This is a genomic window from Paenibacillus xylanilyticus (assembly GCF_047246825.1).
GTDB classification, from domain to species: domain Bacteria; phylum Bacillota; class Bacilli; order Paenibacillales; family Paenibacillaceae; genus Paenibacillus; species Paenibacillus xylanilyticus_B.
The window spans coordinates 2,556,942-2,580,573 of the sequence record NZ_JBFOLB010000001.1; the positions used below are offsets into that span (position 1 = coordinate 2,556,942).

Annotated in this window: 27 protein-coding genes, 4 tRNA genes and 1 riboswitch; of the genes, 13 read left to right on the top strand and 18 right to left on the bottom strand. The window is 48.0% G+C overall.

The annotated features are described in order from the left end of the window. Window positions 1-66 precede the first annotated feature (66 nt). The 6 genes from AB3N00_RS11400 to AB3N00_RS11425 form a co-directional block, all read right to left on the bottom strand. Entirely contained in the window at window positions 67-450 is a 384-nt protein-coding gene (locus AB3N00_RS11400; protein ID WP_413034626.1) for a VOC family protein, read from the bottom strand. A gap of 230 nt (window positions 451-680) precedes the next feature. Beyond that, the gene (locus AB3N00_RS11405) at window positions 681-1,544 is read right to left on the bottom strand and encodes a DUF6612 family protein (protein ID WP_413034627.1); all 864 of its coding nucleotides are present in this window, start codon (window positions 1,542-1,544) and stop codon (window positions 681-683) included. Between the two features lie 98 nt (window positions 1,545-1,642). After that, window positions 1,643-2,065, bottom strand: a complete 423-nt coding sequence (locus tag AB3N00_RS11410) for a thiol-disulfide oxidoreductase DCC family protein (protein WP_413034628.1) — start codon at window positions 2,063-2,065, stop codon at window positions 1,643-1,645. 150 nt (window positions 2,066-2,215) lie between these two features. Continuing rightward, on the bottom strand, window positions 2,216-2,494 hold the full coding sequence (locus tag AB3N00_RS11415; RefSeq protein WP_175398259.1) for a hypothetical protein: 279 nt from the start codon (window positions 2,492-2,494) through the stop codon (window positions 2,216-2,218). A 150-nt stretch (window positions 2,495-2,644) separates the two neighbouring features. Then, window positions 2,645-2,890 carry a zinc ribbon domain-containing protein gene (locus tag AB3N00_RS11420; protein WP_413034629.1) on the bottom strand — a complete coding sequence of 82 codons (246 nt, stop codon included), beginning with the start codon at window positions 2,888-2,890 and terminating at the stop codon, window positions 2,645-2,647. 205 nt (window positions 2,891-3,095) lie between these two features. Beyond that, on the bottom strand, window positions 3,096-3,515 hold the full coding sequence (locus tag AB3N00_RS11425) for an organic hydroperoxide resistance protein (RefSeq protein WP_175398258.1): 420 nt from the start codon (window positions 3,513-3,515) through the stop codon (window positions 3,096-3,098). 434 nt (window positions 3,516-3,949) lie between these two features. On the opposite strand from AB3N00_RS11425, the gene AB3N00_RS11430 reads away from it, so the two are divergent. Continuing rightward, entirely contained in the window at window positions 3,950-5,245 is a 1,296-nt protein-coding gene (locus AB3N00_RS11430; RefSeq protein ID WP_413035253.1) for an Nramp family divalent metal transporter, read from the top strand. Between the two features lie 166 nt (window positions 5,246-5,411). On the opposite strand, the gene AB3N00_RS11435 is transcribed toward AB3N00_RS11430, so the two are convergent. Both AB3N00_RS11435 and AB3N00_RS11440 read right to left on the bottom strand, forming a co-directional pair. Further along, on the bottom strand, window positions 5,412-6,095 hold the full coding sequence (locus tag AB3N00_RS11435; protein ID WP_413034630.1) for an HAD family hydrolase: 684 nt from the start codon (window positions 6,093-6,095) through the stop codon (window positions 5,412-5,414). Window positions 6,096-6,242: 147 nt separating this feature from the next. Continuing rightward, a complete protein-coding gene (locus AB3N00_RS11440; RefSeq protein WP_095289178.1) occupies window positions 6,243-6,638 on the bottom strand; it encodes a hypothetical protein in 396 nt (131 codons plus the stop codon). Between the two features lie 119 nt (window positions 6,639-6,757). Continuing rightward, window positions 6,758-6,931, bottom strand: a riboswitch (cyclic di-AMP (ydaO/yuaA leader). A 377-nt stretch (window positions 6,932-7,308) separates the two neighbouring features. Here AB3N00_RS11440 and AB3N00_RS11445 point away from each other — a divergent pair. After that, the gene (locus AB3N00_RS11445; RefSeq protein WP_413034631.1) at window positions 7,309-7,785 is read left to right on the top strand and encodes a glutathione peroxidase; all 477 of its coding nucleotides are present in this window, start codon (window positions 7,309-7,311) and stop codon (window positions 7,783-7,785) included. 143 nt (window positions 7,786-7,928) lie between these two features. On the opposite strand, the gene AB3N00_RS11450 is transcribed toward AB3N00_RS11445, so the two are convergent. Continuing rightward, window positions 7,929-8,011 (bottom strand) — tRNA-Leu (locus AB3N00_RS11450). Window positions 8,012-8,436: 425 nt separating this feature from the next. On the opposite strand from AB3N00_RS11450, the gene AB3N00_RS11455 reads away from it, so the two are divergent. The 3 genes from AB3N00_RS11455 to AB3N00_RS11465 all read left to right on the top strand — a co-directional run bounded on the left by AB3N00_RS11455 (window position 8,437) and on the right by AB3N00_RS11465 (window position 10,310). Then, a complete protein-coding gene (locus tag AB3N00_RS11455) occupies window positions 8,437-9,138 on the top strand; it encodes an urease accessory protein UreF (protein ID WP_413034632.1) in 702 nt (233 codons plus the stop codon). Window positions 9,139-9,405: 267 nt separating this feature from the next. Next, window positions 9,406-9,609 (top strand): XRE family transcriptional regulator, encoded by a 204-nt coding sequence (locus tag AB3N00_RS11460; RefSeq protein WP_175398254.1) that lies wholly within the window; start codon window positions 9,406-9,408, stop codon window positions 9,607-9,609. A 56-nt stretch (window positions 9,610-9,665) separates the two neighbouring features. Then, window positions 9,666-10,310 carry a hypothetical protein gene (locus tag AB3N00_RS11465; protein ID WP_413034633.1) on the top strand — a complete coding sequence of 215 codons (645 nt, stop codon included), beginning with the start codon at window positions 9,666-9,668 and terminating at the stop codon, window positions 10,308-10,310. Window positions 10,311-10,331: 21 nt separating this feature from the next. On the opposite strand, the gene urtE is transcribed toward AB3N00_RS11465, so the two are convergent. The 5 genes from urtE to urtA form a co-directional block, all read right to left on the bottom strand. Next, window positions 10,332-11,027 (bottom strand): urea ABC transporter ATP-binding subunit UrtE, encoded by a 696-nt coding sequence (gene urtE, locus AB3N00_RS11470; RefSeq protein ID WP_413034634.1) that lies wholly within the window; start codon window positions 11,025-11,027, stop codon window positions 10,332-10,334. Further along, entirely contained in the window at window positions 11,005-11,814 is an 810-nt protein-coding gene (gene urtD / locus AB3N00_RS11475) for an urea ABC transporter ATP-binding protein UrtD (protein WP_413034635.1), read from the bottom strand. The genes urtE and urtD overlap by 23 nt, the downstream gene beginning before the upstream one ends. Continuing rightward, on the bottom strand, window positions 11,777-12,868 hold the full coding sequence (urtC, locus tag AB3N00_RS11480) for an urea ABC transporter permease subunit UrtC (protein WP_413034636.1): 1,092 nt from the start codon (window positions 12,866-12,868) through the stop codon (window positions 11,777-11,779). The genes urtD and urtC overlap by 38 nt, the downstream gene beginning before the upstream one ends. Window positions 12,869-12,890: 22 nt before the next feature. Further along, window positions 12,891-13,796: an urea ABC transporter permease subunit UrtB gene (gene urtB / locus AB3N00_RS11485; protein ID WP_413034637.1), complete on the bottom strand. Its 906-nt coding sequence runs from the start codon at window positions 13,794-13,796 to the stop codon at window positions 12,891-12,893. Window positions 13,797-13,946: 150 nt separating this feature from the next. Beyond that, window positions 13,947-15,197 (bottom strand): urea ABC transporter substrate-binding protein, encoded by a 1,251-nt coding sequence (gene urtA, locus AB3N00_RS11490; protein WP_413034638.1) that lies wholly within the window; start codon window positions 15,195-15,197, stop codon window positions 13,947-13,949. A gap of 239 nt (window positions 15,198-15,436) precedes the next feature. Here urtA and AB3N00_RS11495 point away from each other — a divergent pair, with 239 nt between their 5' ends. The 6 genes from AB3N00_RS11495 to AB3N00_RS11520 all read left to right on the top strand — a co-directional run bounded on the left by AB3N00_RS11495 (window position 15,437) and on the right by AB3N00_RS11520 (window position 20,558). Continuing rightward, on the top strand, window positions 15,437-15,760 hold the full coding sequence (locus tag AB3N00_RS11495; protein WP_413034639.1) for an urease subunit gamma: 324 nt from the start codon (window positions 15,437-15,439) through the stop codon (window positions 15,758-15,760). 18 nt (window positions 15,761-15,778) lie between these two features. Beyond that, the gene (locus AB3N00_RS11500; RefSeq protein WP_413034640.1) at window positions 15,779-16,168 is read left to right on the top strand and encodes an urease subunit beta; all 390 of its coding nucleotides are present in this window, start codon (window positions 15,779-15,781) and stop codon (window positions 16,166-16,168) included. Continuing rightward, window positions 16,165-17,883: an urease subunit alpha gene (gene ureC / locus AB3N00_RS11505; protein WP_413034641.1), complete on the top strand. Its 1,719-nt coding sequence runs from the start codon at window positions 16,165-16,167 to the stop codon at window positions 17,881-17,883. Before AB3N00_RS11500 ends, ureC begins: the two co-directional genes overlap by 4 nt. Before the next feature lie 315 nt (window positions 17,884-18,198). Continuing rightward, complete coding sequence (locus AB3N00_RS11510; RefSeq protein ID WP_413034642.1) at window positions 18,199-18,894, top strand: urease accessory protein UreF; 696 nt, start codon at window positions 18,199-18,201, stop codon at window positions 18,892-18,894. Between the two features lie 64 nt (window positions 18,895-18,958). Next, window positions 18,959-19,681 (top strand): urease accessory protein UreG, encoded by a 723-nt coding sequence (gene ureG, locus AB3N00_RS11515; RefSeq protein ID WP_413034643.1) that lies wholly within the window; start codon window positions 18,959-18,961, stop codon window positions 19,679-19,681. Continuing rightward, complete coding sequence (locus AB3N00_RS11520) at window positions 19,596-20,558, top strand: urease accessory protein UreD (protein ID WP_413034644.1); 963 nt, start codon at window positions 19,596-19,598, stop codon at window positions 20,556-20,558. Before ureG ends, AB3N00_RS11520 begins: the two co-directional genes overlap by 86 nt. An 89-nt stretch (window positions 20,559-20,647) precedes the next feature. On the opposite strand, the gene AB3N00_RS11525 is transcribed toward AB3N00_RS11520, so the two are convergent. From AB3N00_RS11525 to AB3N00_RS11540, 4 genes are all read right to left on the bottom strand, one after another. After that, window positions 20,648-21,064: a helix-turn-helix domain-containing protein gene (locus AB3N00_RS11525; protein ID WP_413034645.1), complete on the bottom strand. Its 417-nt coding sequence runs from the start codon at window positions 21,062-21,064 to the stop codon at window positions 20,648-20,650. A gap of 209 nt (window positions 21,065-21,273) precedes the next feature. After that, window positions 21,274-21,356, bottom strand: a tRNA-Leu gene (locus tag AB3N00_RS11530). A 17-nt stretch (window positions 21,357-21,373) separates the two neighbouring features. Beyond that, window positions 21,374-21,449: transfer RNA gene (locus tag AB3N00_RS11535), tRNA-Lys, on the bottom strand. A gap of 89 nt (window positions 21,450-21,538) precedes the next feature. Next, window positions 21,539-21,610 (bottom strand) — tRNA-Glu (locus AB3N00_RS11540). 313 nt (window positions 21,611-21,923) lie between these two features. Between AB3N00_RS11540 and AB3N00_RS11545 the strand changes: the two genes are divergently transcribed. Both AB3N00_RS11545 and AB3N00_RS11550 read left to right on the top strand, forming a co-directional pair. Next, window positions 21,924-22,700 carry a DeoR/GlpR family DNA-binding transcription regulator gene (locus AB3N00_RS11545; RefSeq protein ID WP_413034646.1) on the top strand — a complete coding sequence of 259 codons (777 nt, stop codon included), beginning with the start codon at window positions 21,924-21,926 and terminating at the stop codon, window positions 22,698-22,700. Between the two features lie 4 nt (window positions 22,701-22,704). Then, window positions 22,705-23,601: a Cof-type HAD-IIB family hydrolase gene (locus tag AB3N00_RS11550; RefSeq protein WP_413034647.1), complete on the top strand. Its 897-nt coding sequence runs from the start codon at window positions 22,705-22,707 to the stop codon at window positions 23,599-23,601. The last annotated feature ends 31 nt before the right edge of the window (window positions 23,602-23,632 follow it).

Genomic DNA, 23,632 nt, shown 5'->3' on the forward strand with positions numbered 1-23,632 from the left:
GATAATATAGCATACAATTTCTGGACGAGCAAGAGATTTATACAATTAACAATACTGTCGGCATCCTCATGAATGATAAGGTGCAGCAAATTCAATGATGTTACGGTCTGGATCCAGGATAAAGATCTGCGCAAACCCGGCAACACTTTCCGGTCTCGCTTCGTACTCAATCCCCTGCTGTTCCAGCCAGGCTATCGTGTCTTTATGACTTTTCACCCAGATGGCAAAATGACCATCCGTTGTATCAATCCCTGCCTCACGCAGCGTATGTCCCTGAGGGTGCTGAAGCAGATGCAGCTGCTGACTGCCAATCGCATACCACGTGCCTGTGGAGCGGAACGGTGGACGTTCAATCTCCTGCATGCGCAGCAGCCCCGAATAAAATTTCTTGGCTGCTTCCAGATCACGCACAGCCAGGCTAACATGGTGTATATGAGCATACTCAATCATCGCTTGAATCTCCTTCCACTTTTATGACATCACATTGTTTAATCGCTTCCACGACTATACTATAACATCATGCTCGCTGACCAGTTGTTGGAGAAAAAGAAAACACCCCTGATTCAAGATGGCCCCCCTGGGTTCGCACATACTTGAATCAAAGATGTCTTCAATTTATAAACCAATAAACCAAGTTACATTGATGGCCAAGGGATCATTTCTATGATCTTACCATTCCCCTATTTTGTACTGTCCAATGCTTCCTGCGGAATTTCAATCGCTTCTACCTGGTTATGGTTGGAGAAGCTGCTGGTCATTTTCATGTCCATCGTAACTTTTTGTCCCTCCTGCTCCATCTCCATAACCATGTTTACATCCGTACCAACAGGCAGATAAGACTCCTTGTTCACCATATATTTCATCTGCATGCTCGTAATATTCATTTGTTCAAGCATCGCTTGCGTCTGGGCGTCCGATCCGTTCTGCTCCATTACGGATTGAGCCAATTCCTTCACGTTATCCCCAGATACGTCAGCGTTAATGACATAATTGTCGCCCTCTTCGGTAATTTCGGTGTCTTCCGCAATCTTGTTGAATTGCTCCAATTCACCTTCCGGGTTCATGCTTGCCTGCATTTGCTCAATCAGCTGTTTCGTTTGATCATCAGGAATTTTAACCCATTGGTCTCCCACCTGCGAATAGATCGTATCGGCAGTGATATACTGCTTCACGTTTTGGGCTTCCTGTCCGGACATTTCCATGTTCATTTCCTGATAGATCATCATCGGATCCTTGATGATATCCATCTTCAGCGATGTTTTAACCTGCTGATCCTGCGACTGCTCGCCAGCCTCCAGTTTCAGGTTTTGATCAATGGTTGCATCGCTTGAGAAGCTTTTCATTTCTTTGGCAGCTTCGCTGGTTTTGGTAATCAATTCTTCCAATGTAGGAATCTTTGTTTCCTCCACTGCAGGTGTATTGCCCTCGTTTGTCGTTTCGTTACCCGCTGGCGGCGTTGCAGTGCTGTTATCTGCATCGCTTCCGCATGCTGTCATGCTTACTGCCAATAATGCCCCGATAATGAGTGTAGTCCACTTTTTCAAATGTTTTTCCTCCCAAAATAAATATGATCCGTACTCATTACCCAAATGTTTCCTTTATTAATCATATTTGCGGATACAATGTGTTGTAAAATAGCATTTTATAAAAATCGATTCTTGATCTCTGGTGTTGGCAGCATGCATGCATCGTCCTTGCCAAACCACCGGTAACGATTGCGAGCTACCCAGTTATATACCGCATTACGAATGAATTTTGGCACAATGATGAAAACATATAGTAATGGATATGGAAATTTCAATCCTTTGGCCAACCTCAGTGCAGCTGTTGAACGTGTATAATACTGGCCATCTTCAATGAGGACAAAGGTATCCATGCTGTCTGTCGATAAATTTCCTTTCTTCAGCAAATCCTTGGCTACATCGGATTGAAGTGATGCAAAATGATATTTCCCTTCCGGATCACGTTTAATAATCCATTTCGTTAATCCCTGACAGAAGTGACAAATCCCGTCCACGAGTACAATCGGGTGTCCTTGATGCTGATCCGCTCGAATTGATGTCATAATCGTGACCTCCTCATATATGGCTGTTAGATTAACTTACCCATTTTTGCCCTTCACGTTCGGCACTCGCAGAAGATTATACAATCCATAAGAAAAATAGAATAGAAAAAGAGCGCAGGCTTTAAGCCTACGCTCGTATCTGTTCGGCAATTACTCAGCAATCGCCTTTTCCATCCACTCGTCTTCAATCATTTGTTGATGCAGGTCACCAGCCCATTGGTCCATGCATTTGCAAATAAAGTCTTTGCGGCATACCGGACAAGGCGTTTTCTGCAGACGGCTGATCGCTGTCATCTTCCATTCAGGAGATTTGGAGTAGAATACGCGGCACTGCGTGCCATCTACCAGCTTCATTGTAAATTCATACAATCCGTCTTTTTCGTTTTTGCTAGCTACTTGCAATTTTGCAATACTTGGTCTATAAGACATGGATATCACCTGTCAATTCAAATTTGTTTCCTGCATGACACTTCTCAGTACTAAGTCATATTAAAGAAATTTTTGTTCGATGTCAACTCAGGGTGGGACGAACTGTGCTGCTTTTTTGAATTGATTCCAAGCGGACCAAGTTATGCCACTCTATCCGCCGAATAAAATATCCAAAATCGTTCCTACCTGACCCTGTTTTTTTCCCTTTAATACGTCCGGGTCGAATACCTCCACATAACCACAGGCAGAACAGGCTACAAACAAATAGTGATTATGCTGAATGTCGAACATTTTGCTAAGACCGGCTCCCGACATGGACACTTCCTTGATATTGCAATCCGTTCCCCGACATTTCGTACACACAAACCTTCGTTCAATCATCTCTTCAATACTCATTTGCGTTCCCCCTTTTCAGATGCCTGGCATGAAGCAAGAGTATAATTATGTAAAAGAGTACGCGATCTGACCTGCAATTTCCTGCATTTCATTTGAAATATAAAATACAAAACCCTGCCGTTTGCCAGCAGGGCTTGTACCGTACACAGGTATCCCATGATAGCCTGCTTCATATTTCTATCCCTTTACTCCAGCGAGTACAGGTTTAAACAACGTTTAATACAACATCGATGTTGCCACGCGTGGCTTTGGAATACGGGCAAAAATCATGAGCTTTGCGAGCCAGATCCTCTGCCTGACTGTGGTCAACACCTGGCATGCTTACATCCAGACGAACCGACAACTGAAATCCATCATCTGCAGGGTCTTTTCCAATGGATACATTACTTGTTACAACCACATCTTCCAGTTTTACACCAGCCTTGCGCGCTACGTTTGCAAGAGCACTTTCGTAACATGCGCCATATCCCGCTGCAAAGAGCTGCTCAGGGTTCGTACCTTCTCCGCCGGAGCCGCCCAGCTCTTTTGGCATTTTCAAATCGTGTTTGAGCACACCATCCGATGATGTCACTGAACCTGTACGTCCACCTTTGACTGTTGCTGTTGCTGTATATAAAGCTTCCATTAGAAATCTCTCCTTCACTCCAATATTTTTTGCTGCCTACACTTCAATTTAAACTTCTGGCTCATTTTGAAACGTTTGCTGATTACAATCAGTTTCTGCATCCATGCCCTTTCCATGCATCTGCCTTCCATTTCGATAGCGTCATATATTATTTGGGGCGTAAATTTGTTAACTTCCCAAGGTTGGGTAATATACTAAAGGCCTGCTCCCTTTTCAGTTTATTTTGTCCATCTACATAAAAGTTGCACTAGACAAAAATTATTGAATGAGTACAATGTAAGTAAAGACATATACTTTCAGACATATCGAATGAAAGCTTCCGGCCTTCATCCTCAGAATATCAATACAATCAATATTAAAAAGTCAGGTGATTACGCATGAGTAAAAAAAATCCATTCAACTCCCCTTCGGTTGAGCCGTTGGCTGCGGCAGGCATGGCTCCTTCCCTCGGGGAAGCTCACAGCTCCATGAAGGTTCCAAAAAACGCCGCCTGGTGGAAAAAATTCCTCGCCTTTGTCGGCCCCGGTTATCTGGTCGCTGTTGGTTATATGGACCCAGGTAACTGGGCAACAGATATCGCCGGTGGTTCACAATTCGGTTATACCCTTTTATCCGTCATTTTGATCTCAAATCTTATGGCAGTGGTACTGCAGTCACTCGCTGGCAAGCTCGGTATTGTTACAGGACGTGATCTGGCACAGGCTTGCCGCGAGCGGTTCAGTATGCCGGTTGTTATTATGCTATGGGTTTTGTGTGAACTGGCCATTGCAGCCACTGATCTGGCCGAGGTCATCGGTTCAGCCATCGCGCTGAAGCTGCTGTTCAACATTCCCATGTTGTACGGCGTCATTATTACGGCCGTGGATGTCCTGCTTATCCTTTTGCTGCAAAATAAGGGCTTCCGCGCACTGGAAACGTTGGTTATCGTGCTAATGGCAACCATTGCCCTGTGCTTCGGGATTGACCTGTTCCTTGCCAAACCCGATATGGGTGGAGTACTCACCGGTTTTGTACCAAGTGCCGAAATACTGCAAAATCCGGCGATGCTGTACATTGCCATCGGTATCATCGGAGCAACGGTCATGCCGCATAATCTGTATTTGCATTCTTCGATCGTACAGACCCGTCAGATCGAACAGACGCCTCAGGGAAAAAGAGAAGCCATCCGGTACTCCACCATGGATTCAACCATCGCGTTGACGCTGGCCCTGTTTATTAACGCAGCCATACTCATTGTGTCCGCCGCTGTATTTCACAGTGCAGGCATGACTCAGGTTGCTGAGATCACAGATGCATACCACCTGCTTACACCACTGCTGGGCACGACAATTGCGAGTATCCTTTTTGGTGTCGCACTGCTAGCGTCAGGTCAGAACTCTACATTAACAGGCACACTCTCCGGACAGATTGTCATGGAGGGATTCCTGAATATTCGAATTCCGGCTTGGCTGCGCCGCTTGGTGACCCGGTTGATTGCAATCATTCCTGCTGTTATTGTGACCGCCATCGCCGGGGAGCACGGAACCGAAGAATTGCTGATATTAAGCCAGGTGATCCTCTCGTTGCAGCTGCCGTTTGCCGTCATTCCACTCGTGATGTTCACAAGTGACAAAAAAAGCATGGGGGCATTCGCCAACAAGCTGCGGCTCAAAATCATCTCCTGGATCATCGCTGCCGTGATCGTTGTCCTAAATGTCTATCTGATCATCCAGACCATCATGTTGTTCTAATCTGAAAATGAGGGCAACATGGTCCCGTTAGCCGGATGTCAACTCAAAAAGGCTGATCGCTTCAAGTAGTTATACTTGAAGCGATCAGCCTTTTTATATCGCCGTACATTTGCCTTGTCCACTATTTAATGACGCTCCCAAGGCTTCTATAAAGATACCTTACCCGCTATTCTTCGATAGACACGAGTAAAGGAATAAGCTGTTCCAGAGTTTCAATCGTCCAGTCCGCGTGCTCCTGACCCTCCAGTTCAGGCTGAAACCGTCCATAACCCTGCAGAATCCGAATTGTTCGCATCCCCAGCTTCTTGGCAGGAATGATATCGTTATCAATCCGGTCTCCAATCATTACAGCTTCCTCGGGCTCGCATCCGGCCTGTTTCAGAGCCACTGCATACAGCTCCGGGTCGGGCTTGGATACGCCTTCTTCTGCCGAACAGGCCAGTACATCCACGTATCTGCGCAGACCATAGCTCTCCAGGCGCTCTCCTGTCCCCGGGCTCTGGTTGGCAATAATGCCAATCCGATAATGGCGTGACAACTCCTTTAGCACAGCATCAGCTGCAGCGAAAGGCTTCTCCAGCTCCTTCCGGAACTTCAGCTTCTCCTGAATCTGCTCCCTATGACGTTCATCACTAATTAATGTTCGAATCGCTACCTTCATGGGCCACTGCTCATATTTACGGTAACAGGAGGCGAATATCTCTCGAACCATCTCAATTTTCACCGGATATCCAAGTGAACAGGCTTCTCTTACGAACTGCCCGATAATATCATCCACCGGCTCCCATTCGTCTACCAACGTATCTCCTACATCAAAGAACAACCATTTTAATCCATGTACATCCGGCACGCCTACTCCTCCTTGTTAGCCATGAACGCAACCTTTATCAATAAAAAAGAAGACCCACCATCATGCATGAGTCTCCTCAGAATTCCATTTTTCCATAAATTCAATTATAACAGGCACCTCACACCGGATCAATCGGCAGTCATCACATTAACCATTAAGCAAAAAGCCAACCTCTCCATTGAGGGAATACACAATTCGGTCTGCTCCCATTCCACGGTAAATGCCTTTGGGATGGCTCTGTTCGGTGATCACGCATAGCGATTTGGAGGTCCATGAACGGCAGATCTGCAGATAGCGGCAGGTCAGGTTCAGACTGTTCTCAAAAATAAAAACGTTGCCTACGCTGGACTGCGGTAGAAACCACTTCTGTGCTTCAGCCGTATTCATGCGGATCACGTTCTCCACTCCGATTCTGCGGAGTTTCCGCTCTTCCCCTGCACTGTTGGTCAGAACGGCAAACGGCATCTTTTTGTACATCAACAGCTTGATAAACTTGCGCCCCGCTTCATTCGGTGCAGTTACTAAAATCATCTCATTATCCATCGTTCGTTCCTCCCTTGGCGTGAAAAGACAACAAAAAAGAAGCGTGGGGGACCAAGGCCTCCCCGAACGCTTCTTAAATAACCCATGACGAAGACGCCATGAATATGCGTGCGGCTTGTTGCCTCTCCCTTTAACGCTTACGAGGTTAGCTGACGGATTCGGGCGCGAGAGTCGCCCTATTTCCGGCTTGCACCGAAAAATTCACCCCATGGATCAGCTGCATTGGACAGCCATTCCGATTGGTTCCCCCGTTTCCCACCCATGAATGAATGGAAACTCAGCGATTAAAACATCGTTCGAGTTTCGTGTATTGATCAGAGCGATATTATCGTTTGTTTCGTTTTTCATGTTAAGTTTAATTGAAATAGAAATTACGATATGAATCATACACCCGCGCCATGTTGGTGTAAAGTCTGTACAGATCACCGAATTGACGAATTTATGCCATTACATATTAATAATAGCGCTTACAACAACTCCGTTCTCCATCCATCTCGATCAAGCTCACTAATTCTCGTCCTTATGAAAAATGTCTGGAATTTAAGGATCATTTAAACATCCAATAAAGGGCTAATATCACATAATTAATTTTGCATTATCTAATTGTAAACAATATAATATAAGTATACGAATAAAGAACTCAAATATCATTATATGGAGGCGATACATCATGACCGTTTATGACTACAAAGTCAACACCCTTCGGGGACAGGAAGTGGAAATGTCCGACTATCGCAACAAGGTGCTGCTGATTGTAAATACGGCGAGCAAATGCGGACTGACCCCGCAATTTGAAGGTCTGCAGGAACTCTACGACAAATTCAAAGACCGTCAGTTTGAAGTATTGGGATTTCCAAGTAACCAGTTCGCCCAGGAAAAAGGATCATCCGATGATATTGCCGAGTTCTGCCAGATGAATTACGGTGTAAGCTTTCCCATGTTTGAGAAGATCGACGTGAACGGCTCAAGCGCTCATCCTCTCTTCCAACATCTGACTACAGAAGCACCTGGACTGCTCGGTTCCAAAGCCATCAAATGGAACTTTACCAAATTCCTTGTCGATCAGGACGGACGTGTCGTGAAACGTTACGCTCCAAAAACGACACCTGACCAAATTCAGGCAGATATCGAGAAGTTGTTGAAATAAAGGCACCACACAGAGGCCATCATCAGCACAGAACCCCAGGAATTCAAGGTTCTACTGGGAATGGCCTTTTGTGGCGCTATTTACAAACGCAAAAAGAAGAGGCTTTCCTCCATCGGAAAACCTCTTCTTATCGTACTTTATAATGCGGTCGAGAGGACTCGAACCTCCACGGGCATACGCCCACTACCCCCTCAAGATAGCGTGTCTGCCATTCCACCACGACCGCATGTCGTAAATAATCGGCAACAAAAATGATTATACAGGGTTATGATATAAAAGTAAAGCACTTTTTAAAATGTGCCCTTTTCCTGTGTTTTTTCTGCAAATATCGGTTCTTATCGTCATGATCGCTTAACGATTGCATACATTAAGTTTCGAATTATTTTCCATCTATATTCATGTAATTTGGCATCCCAATAAGACATTCCCTCGAGTCCCATCCCCCTTTTTACATCTAACTTACCTATTTAAGTTATATAAGTTAACATTAAAATTGTTTTGAACTAAATTTCAAAGATTATATTGACAAAATACGGATATTTGTGTGAATATATATATCATATAATTCGGATTTTTAAACATAAGAGGCACGAAAGAGGAATATAAATGTTATTTAACATAACATTTAACGAACATAGGAGGCGAAAGACCGTGAACCGTGGGAATAAGCTGCTCGATTATGTCAAACTGCTTGATTCCTCCATCCAGGTCGGAGGTTTTACCCATTCCTTTGGTATGGATGTGCATATCACTGAAGGTAGTATTCGAAATGCTGCAGATCTGGAATCCTTTATGCGCTGTCAGCTGCACCCCAGTATTGTTCGACTTGAAGGTATGGCAATCAAGGGCATCTATAGCGCAACAGATCATAACGACACATGGCGAACAGCTCTCATTGACAAATTGGTTCACGTTCAGCGAACTCCTGCTGATCAAAGGGATCAAGCCACTGCCATGGGCAAAAGACTGATCAAGCTGGCCCGAGCTCTTCATCCCTGGATTGAATTCAGCCAGCTCGAACAGACCCTTGCCAAATACGAGTCTGTAGGCTGCCTCTCCACTGTTCACGCCTGGATCAACCACCACCTCGAAATCCCCGTCGAGGAAGCGGTCATGGGTTACATGCACTCAGCCATGAGTGCATGTATATCCGAAGCATCTAAAGTCCTCCCTCTGGATAATGAAACTACGCAGGAACTGCTGGTTCGCCTGGCCGCGGACCTGGAACATGAATGGAATACCGTCAGCGCCTCTGCTGCGGATGGACCGGCACAGCCAACCTCAATGTCCATGAAATCGTTGTTCCCCAGCTTCCATATGCTTGGCGCAGGGCTCCATGCCTACCGAGCCTAATCCTGTTCACCCCAAGACACTCGCGTCCTCACCCTTCCTCGGACGATAAAAAGCACGCAGCAACCTCCTTGCTGACGTGCTTTTTTGTCATTCTCTCCTAGCTTTTTACACGTTTTTACGTCATTCATTGACATAAAAACACTAAAATACATCATTTTTAATTGTTACATGACGTAATTACGTATATAATAAGATACACAGCTCGTATCTTCCTTTATTTTACACAACCGAAGGCGGGTTGAATACTTCGATAAGGGGTGAACCCTTTTGAACAAAAAGAAACCCGTGACTCCGTTCGGATGGGCCATCAAGCGACGCCTGACTGAGCTTCAGATGGACCAAAAAACCTTTTGTGAACAGCACGGCATCCCGCCGTACCGTTTATCCAACCTCATTCATGGCACACGAAAAGCAACCCGGTTCCGAAACCAGGTCGCAGATCTTTTGCAAATTCCGGATGAACTGCGATGAGACGCCATCACCATGCCGCCCCGATCCTGTAACTGATTGCCAAGGAGGGCCCAATCATGAGCTACTTTACGACTGACCTGGAAAGATTGTCCTTCCAGTCCATACGACATCAACTCATTATCGTCGACCGCAACTGGAGAATCCGCAGCTGCAATACCGCATGGCAAAATGGACTTGGGCAGCTATATTCCGAGCAGAATAGATCAGACATCCACCGTTTACCTTCCGATTATCTTCATCTGCTTCAGACATGGGCAGCTTATGAGGAGAGAACGAGAATCGAGGCAGTCATCCAGCATTTCGAGAAGACTCAGCACCCCTTCGCCCATTGCCATACATATGACATATCCTTGCAATTTGCGAACCTGGACATAAGGTGGTTCCGTCTGGAACTAACGCCCTTACCCCAGTCAGATCCTTCGCTTCCGGTAGAACTCGCCCTGATTGCGCACACAGACATCACGGAGCAGAAGCAGATCGAGCAGCAACTGAAGCAAGCTCTGTCAGAGGTGCGTACACTACGCGGACTGCTTCCCATTTGCGCGGTCTGCAAACAAATCAAGGATGAACAGGGCGTCTGGAATTCAGTTGAAAGTTACCTGGAGAAACACACCCATGCCGAATTTACGCACGACATCTGTCCAGACTGCATCCGACGCCTGTACCCCAAGTACTCCAATATTTTGGACAAAAGATCATGACCGGACCAGGCATACTCCGGTTTATACTGACAGATGGTGTTCAAATTGAGACATATCCAGTTCCTGCGGTGAACCTTGCAGTGCAATTGCACCTTTGTCCATGACATAGATATAATCCGCAGCACCACGCACAAAGTCGATGCTCTGTTCAACGAGCAGGACCGAAATGTCGCCCCTCGCCTTGATTTGCAGGATGACCTGCCGGATATCCTCAACAATCGAAGGCTGTATGCCTTCGGTTGGTTCATCCATCAATAACAAACCAGGCCGCGAGGCAAGCGCTCGCGCAAAGGCAAGCTGCTGCTGCTGGCCACCGCTCAAATCTCCACCTTGACGTCCATACATGGTCGCAAGGACCGGGAACATCGCGAGCACATCCTCAGGGAATGCCTTCACTCCCGGCGCGGCTGTCTCCAGACCGAGCAGCAGATTCTCCTTTACTGTCAGCTGCGGGAAAATCTCACGCCCCTGAGGAACATATCCAATGCCCGCTTTGGCCCGTTTAGCCGGGTCCAAAGCGGATATGTCCTGCCCTTTCCACTGTATGCTCCCCTTCCGGGTTTTGAGCAGCCCCATCAATGTTTTCATCAGTGTTGTTTTGCCGACACCGTTACGGCCCATCAGACATACCACCTGTCCAGGCTGCACATCGAGATTCACACCACGCAGCACATTGCTTTCTCCGTAACCAGATTCAATTCGTTGCAATGACAGCATGATCATCCCTCCTTTTGCCCAGGTAGACTTCAGCTACCCGTGGATCTTCCTGAACCTCCGCCATGGTTCCTTCCTTCAACAGCTTGCCTTCATGCATCACCGTCACCTTCGCCGCATACTCACGGACAAACTCCATGTCATGCTCTACAACCACGACCGAACGCTCCTGTGCAATACCCTGTAACAAACGGCCCGTTTTATGCGTCTCTTCATCGGTCATTCCCGCAACCGGTTCGTCCAGCAGCAGCACACGCGGTTCCTGAAGCAGCAGCATGCCAATTTCGAGCCACTGCTTCTCTCCGTGAGAGAGTGCTCCTGCTCGTGTATATACACGATCCTGTAATCCAATCTGCTGAATAACCCGTTCCATCGCAGCATTTATTTTCCCATACCGCGGAATACGAAGAGTCTGAAGAGGGGAGCGCTGACTTTCTGCTGCCAAAGCCAGATTTTCCTGTACAGTTAACCCTCCGAAGATGGACGGTGCCTGGAATTTGCGCCCCACGCCTTTCCGGACAATCTGGTGCTCTTTCAGACGAGTCAGCTCCGTGCCATCCTCCAGCCTCACAGTGCCGGAGAGAGGTTTTGTTTTTCCGCAAATCACATCCAGCATTGTCGTTTTCCCCGCACCATTGGGGCCGATCAGAAAATGCAGGTCATGCGCATGCAGCTTCAAGTTCATGCCTTTGACCGCAACGAATCCGCCAAAAGCCACGGTAATATCCTCAGCCATCAACACAGGTGCGGCCTCAGTAGACTTCAGGTTTTTCCTGACTGACTGGGACATGTACAACCTCTCCTCTCCGCTTCAGCAATCGAACGACATTGCGATAGACTCCGACAAGTCCGTTAGGCATAAATAAAACGACCGTTACAAAAAGCCCGCCCAGAACAAACAGCCAACCTTCAGGATACGCTTCACTTATCCCCGTTTTAGCAGCGTTAAGCACAACTGCCCCGATCACAGCTCCAATCAGTGTGCCGCGACCGCCCAAGGCAACCCACAATACCATTTCAATGGAGGGGACAATCCCCATCATGGAAGGCGAGATAATACCAACCTGCAGAACAAAAAGCATACCTGCTATCCCTGCAAGTGCCCCCGAAAGGGCAAACGTTAGCGTTTTGTATCCTGCCGGATCATATCCAAGGAAACGCACCCGGTTTTCTCCGTCCCGGGAAGCTTCCAATACCTGACCAAATCGGCTGTTCACCATTTTCCTGCAGAGCAGATATGTGAGCACCAGGATCGCAAGCGTGATATAGTACAACGCAATCGTTGTCCCTGCAGAATGCAGTGTGAAACCGAAGATCGAGTTATATCCGGTTATACCATTTGTACCTCCAGTCCACTCCTGTTTGCCGATAAACAAGGTGACCGTAATGAGTACAAGCGCTTGAGTCAAAATGGTAAAATACACGCCGGTAATCCGGTTACGGAACGTAAACCAGCCTAAAACAAAAGCTAGTAAAGCCGGAAGGGCAATGCCCAGAAATAGCGCCACCGGAAACGACCGGAAAGGTTCCCAGAACCAGGGCAGACCCGTCAGACCACTCCACCCCATGAAATCAGGCAGGGAAGCACCACTGGCCTGCAGCTTCAGATACATGGCCATGGCGTAACCCCCAAGCCCAAAGAACACCCCATGTCCCAGACTAAGAACCCCACCATAACCCCAGATCAGATCAAGTCCTATTGCCAAAATGGCAAGTGCGAGGAATTTGGCCAGCAAACTAAGCCGAAACTCCGTAGAGATTAATGGGGCAAGACACATCAGGATGAGTACGACCGCCCAGATGATTCTCGTTTTTAAACTGCCTGACTTCAGAAGTGCCGACATCAGATAACCCCCCTTTTTCGTGTTAATCGAGACTCCGCGTCCGCATGGCAACCAGCCCGCGCGGCTTCCATTGCAGAAAAGCAACGATACATACGAACACCAGCACTTTCCCAATTGAAGCAGATGTGTAGGTTTCGAATAACGTGTTGAACATGCCAATTCCAAGTGCACCACATACCGTTCCTACCAGTTTGCCAACCCCTCCGAGAACAACGACCATAAATGCATCTACGATATAATAGGTTCCGAGCGAAGGACCAATCGGCCCGATTAACGTCAGAGCACATCCCGCAATTCCTGCGATTCCCGAACCGATGGCAAAGGTCATGCCATCCACCCGACGGGTAGAAATCCCAAGACATCCCGCCATGCTCCGATTCTGCATGACAGCCCTCATCCGTCTCCCTGAAGAAGTACGGTAGATATACAGATACATACACAACAGAACCACTGCAACGAGTGCGATGATAAAGAGCCGTTTATACGGAAATACGATGCCGTCAGAGATTGCAAGACCACCATTAAGCCAGGATGGGCTGGACACACCAACGTTCGGCGCCCCGAAAATGGTACGTGCCAGTTGTTGCAGCATCATCCCTACTCCCCATGTAGCCAGCAGACTGTCCAGAGGCCTTCCATATAAATGTCGAATCAATACTACTTCCAGCAGCCAGCCGACAAGTGCCGCCACACCAAACGCGATCGGCAGAGCCACGATAAAGTAAACTTCAAACCACGCAGCCGGAGCATACGAAATGAACAGATTTTGCGTCACATATGTTGCATAGGCACCAATCATAATCAACTCGCCGTGAGCCATATTGATGACATTCATGAGACCAAACGTTACCGCGAGCCCCAGCGCAATCAGCAGCAGGATCGAACTGATGCTGAGCCCATTGAACATTTGCAGAACAAACATATCCATTGCCATCCCCCTTTCCCATGCTGAAAGCCTCTCATTACAGACATATAGATATTGCAGAAACTCACATTAACGCTTTAATGTGATGTTGTGAGAGGGTGTGTTGTACCACCCTCATCCGTGAATTCAGAAGTTTGGACTTGAAGCATCGTGTCATTGACTGCTAAGAGAAGCTCCCCATTCGTAGGTTTTCAAATAAGGGTCTGGCTTGACAGGTGAACCGGAGTTCCACAATTCCTTGAACTGACCATCTTCCTGCACTTCACCGATCCGGACGGTTTTGTAGATATGCTGATTCTCTCCGTCTACAGTCACTTTTCCTTCCGGAGCATCAAACTCCAGTCCTTTTGCCGCCTCTTTAACCTTCTCCACATCGGTTGATCCCGCTTTTTCGACAGCTGCTTTCCACAGATACACCGCTACGTATCCCGCTTCAATCGGGTCAGCCGTTACCCGGTCTGCACCATATTTTTCTTTATATTTCTCAACAAAAGTTTTATTTTCAGGAGTATCTGTTGTTTGGTAGTAGTTCCAAGAAGCCAGATGCCCTTTCAACACATCAGCACCAATTCCACGAATCTCCTCTTCCGCCACACTTACCGACAGGGTCGTCATCTGTTCCGAGGTGATGCCAGCATCCTTCAGTTGTTTGAAAAAGGCTACATTACTGTCTCCGTTAAGCGTGTTGTACACCACATCCGGCTTAGCAGCCTTAATTTTGCTAATGATGGTACTGTAATCGGTATGGCCCAGCGGCGTATATTCTTCACCAACCACCTCTCCACCCTCAGCTGCCAATTGAGCTTTGATGACCTGATTCGCTGTTTTCGGGAAAACATAGTCCGAACCAAGCAGATAAAATTTCTTGCCTCTGTTCTCAAGCAACCAGGTTACCGACGGCACGATTTGTTGATTCGTTGTTGCTCCTGTATAAAAAATGTTGGGAGATGACTCCAGTCCTTCATATTGCACCGGATAAAATAAGAGACCTTGATTCTGTTCGAACACCGGGAGCATGGCCTTCCGACTCGCCGAGGTCCACCCGCCAAATACAGCGGCTACCTTATCCTGCTGAAGCAATTTTCCAGCCTTTTCCGCAAAAGTCGGCCAATCCGAAGCCCCATCTTCGACGACAGGCTCAATCTGTTTACCCAGGACGCCACCCGCTGCATTGATCTCTTCGATCGCAAGCATCTCGGCATCTTTGACAGACACCTCGCTGATCGCCATCGTTCCACTCAAGGAATGAAGAATGCCAACCTTGATTGTCTCATTGGATGCAGCAGCCTCTCCCGTTCCACTGGAACCTGAAGCTTCAGGCGGCGTTCCCCCTTCTACACATCCCGTTAAAGCAATGACCGCACCGAGCAAAATACCCCATAATTTGACCGACCTCTTCTTCAATAGCCTACACTCCCTTTTTTTAGTCTATTGACGAACATTAAGGTCATTTATATCCGAAATGTTCGTTGATCCAAATTATGGAGGGTCCAACTCTTCATGTCAATAATGCTTACATAATTTTATTTCACGCCTGCTCGTTTCATGCATGCTGCTAATATGTTTCAAACCTTATTGACAAAGGATTCACCCTGTGTGAGTATATTTAACATATAACATGATCCATGAAGATATATACTCTTATGGGAAAGGTCGGATTGCCCTTGCACTGGACGGAGCAGGAAAAAGAAAAACTGCTGATTACTGTAGCCGCCAATCTCGCTCGCGAACGCAGAGGACGCGGACTTAAACTAAATGTCCCCGAAGCTATCGCTCTGTTAACCTCCGAGCTCATGGAACGAGCACGAGACGGAATGAGCGTAGCAGAATTGATGAGATATGGCGGTACTATTCTTACACGTGACGACTGCATGGAAGGGGTATCAGATATGATCCCGGAAGTGCAGGTGGAAGCCACATTTCCTGATGGGACAAAACTGGTTACCGTGCATGAACCCATACGCTGAGAAAGGCAGGAGATTGCCATGATCCCAGGTGAATATCGATTAAAACAGGACGAGATTGTCTGTCATCCTGATCGCCAAACGATACGACTAGTTGTTTTGAATCGCGGAGATCGCCCCGTACAGGTCGGCTCTCATGTTCACTTCTATGAAGTGAATGCTGCGCTCGACTTCGACCGCACGGCGGCTTTCGGACATCGTCTGCATATCCCTGCAGGCACCGCCGTTCGTTTCGAACCCGGTGAGGAGAAGCCGGTTGAACTGACTACGTTTGGCGGCAAACGTCAGATTCATGGATTTAATGGATTAACGGAAGGATCGGCTGACCAGCCGCCAGATCCGCAGAGGCTTGAAGCTTTCCTGAAGGCATTCGCACCACCTCCTATACAGGACGGGGGCGATCCATCATGAAACGCATGTCTCGTGAACAATACGCTTCCATGTTCGGACCCACCACCGGGGATGCCGTAAGGCTGGCAGATACGGAGCTCTGGGCAGAGATTGAGCACGATTACGCTGTATATGGAGACGAGAGCAAATTCGGAGGCGGGAAAGTCATTCGGGACGGCATGGGCCAGTCCGCATCGGCTCTTCGCAGTCAAGGCACACCGGACACCGTGATTACCAACGCCATCATTATTGATCATTGGGGTATTGTAAAAGCGGATATCGGTATCCGCGACGGAATCATCTGTGCCATCGGCAAATCCGGCAATCCGGATACAATGGACGGGGTTGACCCCCTGCTTGTAATCGGCGCTTCCACGGAAATCATTGCCGGTGAAGGCATGATCGTAACTGCTGGCGGGATTGATACCCATATTCATTTTATTTGTCCGCAGCAGATTCAAACGGCATTGTCATCAGGCGTAACGACCATGATTGGCGGAGGCACAGGACCTGCAACAGGTACGAAAGCAACCACCTGCACACCCGGAGCCTGGCATATTCACCGCATGCTGGAGTCCGCCGAGGCTTTCCCCATGAATATCGGATATCTTGGCAAAGGGAACAGTTCGACCACAGCCCCGCTCATTGAACAGATTGAAGCTGGCGTAATCGGCTTGAAGTTACATGAAGATTGGGGCACGACACCAAGCGCCATTGATGCCTGCCTGACTGCTGCCGGAGAACATGATATTCAGGTGGCCATTCATACCGATACCTTGAATGAGACGGGATTTTTGGAGAATACACTCGCTGCCATTAACGGCCGCACCATACACACCTATCATACCGAAGGTGCCGGGGGTGGACATGCACCGGATATCATCCGCGCTGCTGGCGAATCATACGTGATCCCCTCTTCTACCAACCCGACACGCCCTTATACGCGAAATACGGTTGAAGAACATCTCGACATGTTGATGGTGTGTCATCATCTGGATCCGGCAATCCCTGAGGATGTTGCTTTTGCTGATTCCCGGATTCGCCCCGAGACGATTGCAGCTGAAGACATTTTGCATGATCTCGGTGTGTTCAGCATTATCAGTTCAGACTCCCAGGCGATGGGCCGGGTAGGCGAAGTCATTATTCGCACGTGGCAGACTGCGGACAAAATGAAGAAACAGCGCGGCAAGCTGGAATTGGAGCCAGGCTCACCATCCGACAACGATCGGATCAAGAGATATGTCGCCAAATACACCATCAATCCAGCCATCGCTCACGGAATCGGCCATCTCGTCGGCTCTGTGGAAGTCGGCAAGCTAGCTGATCTGATCGTCTGGAATCCAGCCTATTTTGGGGTTAAACCCGAAATGGTGATCAAAGGCGGCATGATTACCTTCGCCCAAATGGGTGACCCAAACGCTTCGATCCCGACACCTCAACCCGTGTTCGGCAGACCGATGTTCGGATCATATGGTGGAGCGATCGCCAAAGGATCCATCACTTTTGTCTCCCAGGCTGCCGCTGATGCCGGCATCAAGGAAACGCTTGGACTGAACAAGCGGGTGGAACCTGTCAAAGGCTGCCGCTCGGTGAGCAAAAAGGACATGATTCACAACGACGTGACACCTCATATTGAAGTGGACCCCGAAACCTATGAGGTCCGCGCCGATGGAGTATTGCTCACCTGTGAACCTGCAGATGAGCTGCCAATGGCACAGCGCTATTTCATGTTTTGAGATCTAATATAAAATAACAAGAATATACAAGGACTGTTACACTTGTCACTAAGCTGGCAGAACAACCTTCCGATCGCTGTTATCCCCAGATTTCTTTGATCCCTTTTTGATAGGGGTAAATCTTGTGATAAAGGCGAAGTCAATGCTTTCGATGCAGCTTTCTTGCAGAAAGCTTTCAGCTCCGTTTCTTCAGGTTCGTCCTGCCCTCTTCGTTATCGTGTTAACTTATGCCCATCCTATATTCTCAAATTATTTTTATATTAGATTTTGATGATTGGAAGGGAAATAAGATAGAGAAAAGAAAGGAGACTCGTCATGATGCATAGTGGTACGAAGCTGCTTCGTTATGTTCAACTGCTCGACTCGGCCCTGCCCATTGGCGGGTTCTCCCACTCGTTTGGTCTGGAAGCATACACTCATGACGGTACCATTCGAACTACCTCCGAGCTCGAACAATTCATTCGCAGCCAGCTTCATTCGAGCCTCGTCCGGCTCGACGGGCTCGCTATTAAAGGAGTCTACCGAGCATTGGAGGAACGGAATGCCGCCCTACTCGCCCTCTATGACAAGCGAGTGCACGCTCAGCGCACACCCCGGGAAATAAGGGAAAGCGGACACAAGATGGGTAAGCGACTTCTGAAACTCGCCCGTTCTCTCTACCCTTGGATGGACTTCTCGCTTATTGACGAAGCCAAGCAGGAACACGGTGCTTTTTGCTGCATTACCACCATTCATGGGTATATCAACTATCAGTTGGAGATTGGGTTGGACGAAGCGGTTACCGGACATTTGTATACTTCTGTTAATGCTTATGTAAACAGCGCCCTGCGTCTCCTGCCGATCGGGCAAACCGAGGCCCAGATGCTCATACAAAAACTGCTCGACGACATTGAGTCCGAATGGATTCAGATTCGGGATCACGACCCGGAAGACATGCACAGCTTCGGTATTGCCCAGGAAATCTATGCCATGCGGCATGAAAGCTTACCTGCCCGTCTGTTTATGTCCTAATAGCAATAATGATCAATATCGATTTTCTATTAAAATAAAGAAGATAACCAAGGAGGAATTTGTTATGTGTGGAGGAGCTAATCATACGCATCATCCGGAGTGGGAACGTAAGGCATTCGATCGCAGCAGACCTATGCGAATCGGCATTGGAGGCCCGGTAGGTTCAGGTAAAACAGCTCTCGTGGAGAAGCTTTCCAAGGCACTGCGTACCCGTTATAGTCTGGCAGTTATCACCAACGACATTTATACCAAGGAAGATGCCGAGATCTTGCTGCGCCAAAACGCCCTTGCACCTGAACGCATTATCGGCGTAGAGACAGGTGGATGCCCACATACGGCCATTCGTGAGGATGCTTCGATGAATTTCGAAGCTGTGGATGAATTAATCGAACGTTTTCCCGATCTGCAACTCATCTTCATCGAGAGTGGCGGCGACAACCTCTCTGCTGCTTTCAGTCCGGAACTTGCTGATGTCTTCATTTATATCATTGACGTTGCCCAAGGGGAAAAACTGCCTCGCAAAGGCGGTCCCGGAATCACACGCTCAGATCTGCTGCTGATCAACAAGACCGACCTCGCCCCTTATGTTGGCGCAAGCCTGCAAGTCATGAAGGATGATACCGAACGCGTACGGGAAGGACGCCCATATGTAATGTCGAACCTAATGAGCGGTGAAGGTGTTTCCGAGATCGTGCACTGGCTTGAACATCAATACATGGATGACGATGCTGCCGCTGCGCATCAGCATTCACACAGCCATGACCATGGCTCAGCTCACACCCATTAATTCATCTTCCGTATTGGAAGGGACCGCAACGAATACGGGCATTCATGCTGAAGGAGCTGTGATGCGACGCAGCGAGCTTCGAGCCACATTCGCTCTTCAAGGGGGACGCACGATCATGACGGATCGTTTTTACAGCGCCCCTCTCCGGTTCAGTCGGTCCTTTCGCCCTCCGGGCGGTGGGAGCGGTTTATGCATCTACACATCCGATGTCTCCCCTGGCGTTCTTAACGGAGACCATTATCATTCCAAGTGGCATTTGGACGAAGGCACCCATGTGATGCTGAGCAGCACGTCAGCTACACGACTCCACCCCACGCCTTCGCTTCCCTCGTCGGTCAATCATCACTTCCAGCTCCAAAAGGGGGCTGTGCTTGAATATTTTCCGGAATGCGTTATTCCGTTCAAAGGCAGTTCCTCTTCACTCACTGCCACCTTCCACCTGGAAGAGCAGGCCATTCTCGCTTATGCAGACGTCTGGTCAGCGGGGCGGATTCACCGAGGTGAATCGTTCCAGTTCAACAAGTATCGAAATTTAACCGAGATATGGCAAGGTGATCAGCTGGCCGTGTGGGATCGATTCGGAATGGAGCCGGGGAGCGATGAACCAAAACAATCAGCTGCATTGCTGGGTTTCACCCATACTGCCGCACTCTGGATGATCGCCCCCGGGCTCGGAGCTGCAGAACTGGAACTCGTCAGGTCTGCATTGCCTCAAGACGGCCGAATGCTTGCTGGCGCAAGCCTGCTCGCAAGTGGAGGAATCGGGGTTCGTCTGCTCGGCATGGCTGCCTGGGAACTTCAGGAACAGTGCCTGCAGATCTGGAATACGGTTCGACCCGATCTATTAGGCAGTGAGATTCTTGCATTCCGCAAATGAACTGTGCATGGTAACTAGGCACAAACGAAACAATGAAAAAAACCTCTGAGCAGCTCCGGAATATATCCGGGTTGTTCAGAGGTTTTGCATTAGACCGATTCATCCGCTTCAGGTTTATGATCTTCCTTGTACCGATAGTCATTAGCATTTCTGCTCTCCTTGGACTTGCGGTAGCGGATAAATTCAATATATTCACTAATAAAAGACTGTTCCACAGTCGATAATTCACTCTCCTGGCAATCCAGTTGCCGCAACACGTCAAAAAAATAATCTTCCCGTTTTTCCCGCACCATCGCTTCCTTGGATGGACGCCCGATCATGAGCCAATCCAGACTCACATCAAAAAATGAAGCGATCTCTATCAGTTTATTCGTACTCGGAATAGACTTCCCACGTTTCCAATCGCCCAAATTTCCGGTGCTGATCTTCAGTTGTTGACAGAACGCTTTCTTCGTCATCCCTCGTTCGGCAATCAGGTGTTCAATTCGCTCATATATCGACTGCATACAGGACCGCCTTCCAACCGTAATAATCTAAAATCTCATCTCAAACATAACCTATCCTCGGGAAACACAATATAGATAATTATACCACAACGTCTATGAATCCTCAGCCCTTTAATCGCCAGGGTGCATTTCACTCGGCATATAGCAAAATACAAAAATAGACCCTCATGGATAACCATGAGAGTCTATCTTCGATGTTGTTCATGTAATGCGGTCGAGAGGACTCGAACCTCCACGGGCGTACGCCCACTACCCCCTCAAGATAGCGTGTCTGCCATTCCACCACGACCGCATATTCAAATGTAAAAATGGTGAGCCATGAAGGGCTCGAACCTTCGACACCCTGATTAAAAGTCAGGTGCTCTACCAACTGAGCTAATGGCTCTTGCTGTAACTTCACCGATGTGCCATATCATCTCTTGTTTTAAGAACAATGACTTGCGAGGTTTCCTTATAAAAAAGGTGGTGAAGATATGACCCGTAGGGGATTCGAACCCCTGTTACCTCCGTGAAAGGGAGGTGTCTTAACCCCTTGACCAACGGGCCTTATTAACAAGTTGTCTTTCTTGGCGACAAGAATGAGTATACCATAATAAAATAAAATAGTGCAACACTTTTTTTAAAAATTTATCTTTATGAGCTTTTTTTTCAAAAAAGTAACCTTGATTGTCTGCTATATAGCCGCCCTAATCCTTGGTTAACATACCAATGTCATCAGAATCCTGACATATTGTAAAAGAAAGATCAAAACACTTATAAAAACTTATGTTCACTTATAATATTGCAAATACAATTACAAATACTTATAATTAGAATATCAGTTATTACACGGTCAATCATTAGCAAGGAGGCGGCATGTTTGTTTCAAGAAGAACGAATGCAGCTGATTATCGAACATCTTCGCAAACATAACCGAATCTCGGCCGACGAGATCGTCTCCCTCTTCGACGTCTCGCGGGATACGGCTCGCAGGGATCTGATCAAGCTGGAAGAACAGGATGCCATTATCCGCACACGCGGTGGGGCGATCCTCCCCTCTCCTCCACGTGAGTATATCTCCTACAAGGATCGCCTGCTCTATGTTTCGGAAGAAAAACGGGCCATCGGGAAACTCGCTGCGGCCATGGTACGCCAAGGTGAGAACATCATTCTGGATTCGTCCACCACGGTGCAGGCCTGTGCTGAACATCTGAATGGCAAATCCTGCACGGTCATCACCAACTCCATTCATTCCGCTGATCTTCTCTCCAATCACTCGGCTGTCCATATTCGTTTACTCGGCGGTAAAGTCGACAAGGAACAGCGTTATGTCTATGGAGCCTCGGTTATAGAGACGCTCTCCCATTACTATGTGGATAAAGCCTTTATCGGAATTGGCGGGATTACGATGGATGGATTCAGCGCTTCCGAAGAAGAAGGCAAGATTAAGCAAAAAATGATGCAGGCTGCCAAGGAGGTCATCGTGCTCGCTGACCGTTCCAAGTTTGATAAACGGTATGGCTATCGTTTTGCCGACTGGTCACTGGTGGATGTACTGATTACCGATCAATGGCCTTCAGACGATTGGCGTAACTTTCTAGCTGAACAACAGGTCGAGATTCTCATTCCTGAACCAACAGAAGATAAGGAGTTGTAAGTATATGAAATTATTTGCCACGGATTTGGACGGAACACTATTGAACAGAGACAGTCAGATCAGTCCGGAAAATGCAGCTGCCATTCAGCGGGCCCAGCAAGAAGGGTTAAAGGTTACGATTGCAACAGGACGCGTCTACTCTGACGTTGTGGGCATTTGCCAGGAAGGCGGGATTAACACACCTGTCATCGGGTCAAACGGAGCTACCATTCATGATGCCGACGGCAACCGTCTGTATCATCTTCCGCTTGAACGTGAGACGGCAGCATCCGTTATGCAATGGCTGGAAGATCATGAGTGCTATTATGAAGCATCTACCCAGCAGGGAATCTACGCTCCAATTAGCAGCCATGAAGCCATGCTCGCCGAGATGGACCGGATTCTGGGCACAAGCCCTGGCGAGGATGTAGAGCGCCTGATTCGAGCCGTTAAAAAGCACTATGACAAGAAAGACTACCATCGTGTCCATTCCCATCAGGAGATTCCTGCGGAAGCCCATATCTACAATATCATGGCCTTCTCACTCGACCCGGATCAATTGCAGGAAGGAAGAGCGTACTTCGCTTCCAGGTCCGACGTCGCCATGGTGGTATCCTCTGAACACAATTTCGAGATGCAGCATCCCGATGTATCCAAAGGCAACGCCTTGACCAAACTGGCTGCCCATCTCAACATTCCCATGGAAGATACAGCAGCCATCGGTGACAATTTTAATGATGTTTCCATGTTGAAAATGGCAGGCCTCGGCATCGCCATGGGGAATGGCGAACCGGAGATTCAGGCACTTGCCAAGGCTATAACTTTGACCAATGTGGAGCATGGTGTCGCTCATGCCATTCACTGTGTACTGGATGGAAAACCGGTTTCCCGACCTGAAACCGTGGTTGAAGGCGGTCAATAACCCCTGCTGCTGCCAGGGAATGGTGATCACT

Coding starts and splice junctions, on each gene's coding strand:
- AB3N00_RS11440 (WP_095289178.1), bottom strand. CDS start 6,638: ATGGATAATGAGATGATTTTAGTAACTGCACCGAATGAAGCGGGGCGC.
- AB3N00_RS11445 (WP_413034631.1), top strand. CDS start 7,309: ATGACCGTTTATGACTACAAAGTCAACACCCTTCGGGGACAGGAAGTG.
- AB3N00_RS11400 (WP_413034626.1), bottom strand. CDS start 450: ATGATTGAGTATGCTCATATACACCATGTTAGCCTGGCTGTGCGTGAT.
- AB3N00_RS11525 (WP_413034645.1), bottom strand. CDS start 21,064: ATGCAGTCGATATATGAGCGAATTGAACACCTGATTGCCGAACGAGGG.
- AB3N00_RS11465 (WP_413034633.1), top strand. CDS start 9,666: ATGAGCTACTTTACGACTGACCTGGAAAGATTGTCCTTCCAGTCCATA.
- urtD (WP_413034635.1), bottom strand. CDS start 11,814: ATGTCCCAGTCAGTCAGGAAAAACCTGAAGTCTACTGAGGCCGCACCT.
- AB3N00_RS11510 (WP_413034642.1), top strand. CDS start 18,199: ATGATGCATAGTGGTACGAAGCTGCTTCGTTATGTTCAACTGCTCGAC.
- AB3N00_RS11430 (WP_413035253.1), top strand. CDS start 3,950: ATGGCTCCTTCCCTCGGGGAAGCTCACAGCTCCATGAAGGTTCCAAAA.
- AB3N00_RS11420 (WP_413034629.1), bottom strand. CDS start 2,890: ATGAGTATTGAAGAGATGATTGAACGAAGGTTTGTGTGTACGAAATGT.
- urtC (WP_413034636.1), bottom strand. CDS start 12,868: ATGTCGGCACTTCTGAAGTCAGGCAGTTTAAAAACGAGAATCATCTGG.
- urtE (WP_413034634.1), bottom strand. CDS start 11,027: ATGCTGTCATTGCAACGAATTGAATCTGGTTACGGAGAAAGCAATGTG.
- ureG (WP_413034643.1), top strand. CDS start 18,959: ATGTGTGGAGGAGCTAATCATACGCATCATCCGGAGTGGGAACGTAAG.
- AB3N00_RS11425 (WP_175398258.1), bottom strand. CDS start 3,515: ATGGAAGCTTTATATACAGCAACAGCAACAGTCAAAGGTGGACGTACA.
- AB3N00_RS11410 (WP_413034628.1), bottom strand. CDS start 2,065: ATGACATCAATTCGAGCGGATCAGCATCAAGGACACCCGATTGTACTC.
- urtB (WP_413034637.1), bottom strand. CDS start 13,796: ATGGATATGTTTGTTCTGCAAATGTTCAATGGGCTCAGCATCAGTTCG.
- AB3N00_RS11415 (WP_175398259.1), bottom strand. CDS start 2,494: ATGTCTTATAGACCAAGTATTGCAAAATTGCAAGTAGCTAGCAAAAAC.
- AB3N00_RS11500 (WP_413034640.1), top strand. CDS start 15,779: ATGATCCCAGGTGAATATCGATTAAAACAGGACGAGATTGTCTGTCAT.
- AB3N00_RS11550 (WP_413034647.1), top strand. CDS start 22,705: ATGAAATTATTTGCCACGGATTTGGACGGAACACTATTGAACAGAGAC.
- AB3N00_RS11495 (WP_413034639.1), top strand. CDS start 15,437: ATGGGAAAGGTCGGATTGCCCTTGCACTGGACGGAGCAGGAAAAAGAA.
- ureC (WP_413034641.1), top strand. CDS start 16,165: ATGAAACGCATGTCTCGTGAACAATACGCTTCCATGTTCGGACCCACC.